Annotated in this window: 4 protein-coding genes; all 4 read left to right on the forward strand. The window is 61.1% G+C overall.

All coding sequences use genetic code 11. The annotated features are described in order from the left end of the window. Nucleotides 1–166 precede the first annotated feature (166 nt). The gene (gene guaB / locus AC1VAN_RS10930) at nt 167–1,624 is read left to right on the forward strand and encodes an IMP dehydrogenase (protein ID WP_032976170.1); all 1,458 of its coding nucleotides are present in this window, start codon (nt 167–169) and stop codon (nt 1,622–1,624) included. Next, entirely contained in the window at nt 1,624–2,211 is a 588-nt protein-coding gene (locus AC1VAN_RS10935; protein WP_442252396.1) for a hypothetical protein, read from the forward strand. Before guaB ends, AC1VAN_RS10935 begins: the two co-directional genes overlap by 1 nt. Then, the gene (guaA, locus tag AC1VAN_RS10940; protein ID WP_480985797.1) at nt 2,208–3,773 is read left to right on the forward strand and encodes a glutamine-hydrolyzing GMP synthase; all 1,566 of its coding nucleotides are present in this window, start codon (nt 2,208–2,210) and stop codon (nt 3,771–3,773) included. Before AC1VAN_RS10935 ends, guaA begins: the two co-directional genes overlap by 4 nt. 324 nt (nt 3,774–4,097) lie before the next feature. Beyond that, a partial coding sequence (locus tag AC1VAN_RS10945) for an RNA-directed DNA polymerase (protein WP_478039555.1) occupies nt 4,098–5,020 on the forward strand: 923 nt, incomplete at its 3' end.

Raw genomic sequence — 5,020 nt, forward strand, 5'->3', positions numbered from 1 at the left:
TTGCCGGCCAGCGGCCGGCACTACCCGCTTCGGTAGGTGCCCTGAACAGATCCCCGCCCGCGCGACACTGTGTCGCAGGATTACCTATTTCCGGTTACCAAAATTACTGTTCTTGGTCGCCAAAACAGGGTAAAATGTCGCGCTTCCCCACATCTCGGGTATGCCGATGCTGCGCATCCAGGCTGAAGCACTCACTTACGACGACGTCTCGCTCGTCCCCGCTCATTCGACCATCCTGCCCAAGGACGTCAACCTCGAAACGCGGTTGACGCGCGACCTGAAGCTCAAGCTTCCGATCCTGTCCGCCGCCATGGATACCGTCACCGAAGCACGCTTGGCCATCGCCATGGCACAGCTGGGTGGCATGGGCATCATCCACAAGAACCTGAGCGTGGAGCAGCAGGCCGCGGAAGTGGCCAAGGTCAAGAAGTTCGAGGCCGGTGTCATCCGCGACCCGATCACCGTCGGCCCGGAAACCACCATCCGCGACGTGCTGGCCCTGACCCAGGCGCACAACATCTCCGGCGTGCCGGTGGTGGGCAGCGACGGCCTGCTGGCCGGCATCGTGACCCATCGCGACATGCGCTTCGAGACCGAGCTGGACGATCCGGTCCGCCACATCATGACCAAGAAGGATCGCCTGATCACGGTCAAGGAAGGCGCCGCGTCTGATGAAGTGCTGCAGCTGCTGCACCGCAACCGCATCGAAAAGGTGCTGGTGGTCAACGATGATTTCGCCCTGCGTGGCCTGATCACCGTCAAGGACATCCAGAAGAACACCGACTTCCCGAACGCTGCCAAGGACATCGCCACCCGCCTGCTGGTCGGCGCGGCCGTCGGCGTCGGCGGCGATACTGATCGCCGCGTGGAAGCGCTGGTGGCTGCCGGCGTGGACGTGATCGTGGTCGATACCGCGCACGGCCATTCGCAGGGCGTGCTGGACCGCGTCAGCTGGGTCAAGAAGAACTTCCCGAACGTGCAGGTCATCGGCGGCAACATCTGCACCGGTGAAGCCGCGCTGGCGCTGCTGGACAGCGGCGCGGACGCAGTGAAGGTCGGCATCGGCCCGGGCTCGATCTGCACCACCCGCGTGGTGGCAGGCGTGGGCGTGCCGCAGATCACCGCGATCGACCTGGTGGCCGAAGCGCTGCAGGACCGCATCCCGCTGATCGCCGACGGTGGCATCCGCTACTCCGGCGACATCGGCAAGGCACTGGCCGCCGGTGCCTCCACCATCATGATTGGTGGCCTGCTGGCCGGTACCGAGGAATCGCCGGGCGAAACCGAGCTGTTCCAGGGCCGTTCGTACAAGAGCTACCGCGGCATGGGCTCGCTGGCTGCGATGGAGAAGGGGTCCAAGGACCGCTACTTCCAGGACGCCGCCACCGCCGACAAGCTGGTGCCCGAAGGCATTGAAGGCCGCGTGCCTTACCGCGGCCCGGTGGGCGGCATCATCCACCAGCTGATGGGCGGCCTGCGCGCCACCATGGGCTACGTGGGTTGCGCCACCGTCGAGGACATGCGCAGCAAGCCCAAGTTCGTGAAGATCAGCGGCGCCGGCCAGCGTGAGAGCCACGTCCACGACGTGACGATCACCAAAGAGCCGCCGAACTACCGCTCCTGATGCGATTCCGCACCGTCCTTGCGGTCACGAGCAGCCTGCTGATGGCAGGCTGCTCGTTGTCCGAACCGCCGCCGCGCTCCGGGTCTCCGGGCGCGGCGGTTTCGCAATTGCGGGACGTGCAGGCGTGTTCAACGGCATTTTCGCTACCCACCGGATGGCGCGTGCAGCCGCTGGGCGAGGAGCGTTGGATGCTGCACGGCACCGGCGCGCGCCCGCTGCAGGTAACACTGCAGTGCCGGACGCTTTCGCTCGATGGGCCTGCCGACCCGGTGCTGGAGCCCGTGCTGGGCCCGCTGGATACGGCGGCCATGAATGCCAAGCGCATCTACTGGGGCACGCCCACCGAGCCGCGCCATCAGGCAGTGGCAATCGAACGGCGCTGGATGGAAGGCTCGGAAGTGCAGGAAGCGGTCGAGCTGCCACGCATGGTCGAAGATCCGGCCGGTGCGCCGCACGCGCTGCTGATGCTGCGCTGGGACGAGGCAGATGCCTCACATATTCAACAACGCGAGGCACTTATCGCCTCGTTGACGCAGAGCCTTGAAGCTTCAGGCGCAGCGAAGAACACCACTGGAACGGCACCATGACCAACATCCATAACGACAAGATCCTCATCCTCGATTTCGGCGCGCAGTACACGCAGCTGATTGCCCGCCGCATCCGCGAGCTGGGCGTCTACTGCGAAATCTGGGCGTGGGACCACAACCCGGCGGAGATTGCCGGCTTTGGCGCCAAGGGCATCATCCTGTCCGGTGGCCCGGAATCGACCACGCTGCCGGGCGCCCCCGCCGCGCCGCAGGAAGTGTTCGACAGCGGCCTGCCGATCTTCGGCATCTGCTACGGCATGCAGACCCTGGCCGCGCAGCTGGGCGGTGCCACGGAAGCCGCTGACCAGCGCGAGTTCGGCCACGCCGAAGTAAACGTGATCAACCCGGATGCACTGTTCAAGGGCCTGAGCGACCACGGCGGCGAGCCGAAGCTGAATGTCTGGATGAGCCACGGCGACCACGTCTCCGTTGCACCGCCGGGCTTCACCATCACCGCCACCACCGACCGCATTCCGGTGGCCGCCATGGCCAACGAAGAAAAGCGTTGGTACGGCGTGCAGTTCCATCCGGAAGTGACCCACACCCTGCAGGGCCAGGCGCTGCTGCGCCGCTTCGTGGTGGACGTGTGCGGCTGCCAGACCCTGTGGACCGCCGCCAACATCATCGACGACCAGATCGCCCGCGTGCGCGAACAGGTGGGCGATGACGAAGTGATCCTGGGCCTGTCCGGCGGCGTCGATTCGTCCGTGGTGGCCGCGCTGCTGCACAAGGCCATCGGCGAGAAGCTGACCTGCGTGTTCGTGGATACCGGCCTGCTGCGCTGGCAGGAAGGCGACCAGGTGATGGCGATGTTCGCCGAGCACATGGGCGTGAAGGTGGTGCGCGTGAATGCCGCCGACCGCTACTTCAGCGCGCTGGAAGGCGTGAGCGACCCGGAAGCCAAGCGCAAGATCATCGGCAACCTGTTCGTTGAGATCTTCGACGAAGAGTCGAACAAGCTGAAGAACGCCAAGTGGCTGGCGCAGGGCACCATCTACCCGGACGTGATCGAGTCGRCCGGCAGCAAGACCGGCAAGGCGCATGTGATCAAGAGCCACCACAACGTGGGCGGCCTGCCGGAGCACATGAAGCTGGGCCTGGTGGAGCCGCTGCGCGAGCTGTTCAAGGAYGAAGTGCGCCGCCTGGGCGTTGAGCTGGGCCTGCCGCGCACCATGGTCTACCGCCATCCGTTCCCGGGCCCGGGCCTGGGCGTGCGTATCCTGGGCGAAGTGAAGCGTGAGTACGCTGAGCTGCTGGCCAAGGCCGATGCGATCTTCATCGACGAGCTGCGCAAGGCCGACCTGTACGACAAGACCAGCCAGGCGTTTGCCGTGTTCCTGCCGGTGAAGTCGGTGGGCGTGGTGGGTGATGCGCGGGCTTATGAGTGGGTGATTGCGCTGCGCGCCGTGGAGACGATCGACTTCATGACCGCGCATTGGGCGCATCTGCCGTATGAGTTCCTGGGTACGGTTAGCAACCGGATCATCAATGAGTTGCGGGGGGTGTCGAGGGTTGTTTATGACATCTCGGGGAAGCCGCCGGCGACCATTGAGTGGGAATGAGTTGAAAGAACGAGGGCGCCGAGAGGCGCCCTTTTTTTTGGGTTCTTCTCCCGTCCGATAGGAGAAGAACCTTTCTTCTCGGGTTGTTTCATCTATAGACCTTTTTGGCGTCGGTCCTAGTCGACGCCACGCCCCGTCGTGGAGGGTGGCGAAACTCAACGATTGAGAAGTGCCGCTAGTTCATGGAGATATTTCGCCAAATAGGCCGGCGTGCCGAAGCATGATGGTTGCAGTGTTGATCTAGGTGAGCAAAAGCTCCTAGGATGAGCCCAGTAAAGAAGTTCAGCTCTACGCAAGCGATTAGTTCTGTTTAAGGGGAGGGGTATGGAACAAAGTGATGAAGGCAGGACAATCGACCTGCTTGCATTCCCGATAGACGTCGATAGCGTTCTGCAGCATCTACATAGGGACATGAGAGATGATTGGTTCGAAGACGCGCTCCAGCACCGAGATCTGTTCTCAAATAAATCTTCTCTGAGGGAAGTTCTTTCCGAGGTTCTGCTGGGCGGCAATGGACGCTACGTTCCATCGCAAAGCAATGTCTGCGACATCCCAAAGAAAGGCTTGGGTGTTAGATATGCCTTGGAGACGGATTTCTATGATCGATTTATATATCAGGCGATTTGCTCCTTCCTAATTCCATACTATGACCCGCTGCTTTCGCACCGTGTTCTTGGTCACAGGTATGACAGAAGGAGGCGCACGGATAAAGATCTGTTCAAAGGCAGGATTGAACTCTGGAAGACGTTTGAAGGGGTAACAAAAACCGCGCTAGGGAATGGCCAGGCGCTCTTTTCAACTGATCTAATTAATTACTTTGAAAACATATCGATAGATAGTATTCGTTCGGCTTTTGAGCGATTGCTACCTAGTGTAAAGGCTAGTGGTCCCGAAAAAGTACTTATTCGGAACGCAATCAACACCCTCTGCGAGCTGATGGTTCGCTGGTGCTTCAATGAGCGGCACGGATTGCCGCAGAATAGGGACGCGTCGTCCTTCATTGCAAATGTTGTTCTCGACTCTGTCGATCAAAGTATGGTGAGGCGAGGATTCGACTACTACAGGTACGTTGATGATATTAGAATAATATGTAATACCACGCGGGGTGCCAGGCGGGCCGCGGCTATTCTCATTGGTGAGCTTAGATCTGTCGGGATGAATATAAACTCGTCGAAAACAAAGATCCTTACGTCAGAAAGCTCGCAGGCTGATATAGATGAATTCTTCCCTAATGGTGACGACAGAAG

The organism is Stenotrophomonas sp. 05L44_2, from assembly GCF_056665995.1.

Bases quoted from the DNA above. Each gene is read 5' to 3' on its own strand.
- AC1VAN_RS10935 (WP_442252396.1), top strand. From the start codon at position 1,624: ATGCGATTCCGCACCGTCCTTGCGGTCACGAGCAGCCTGCTGATGGCA.
- guaB (WP_032976170.1), top strand. From the start codon at position 167: ATGCTGCGCATCCAGGCTGAAGCACTCACTTACGACGACGTCTCGCTC.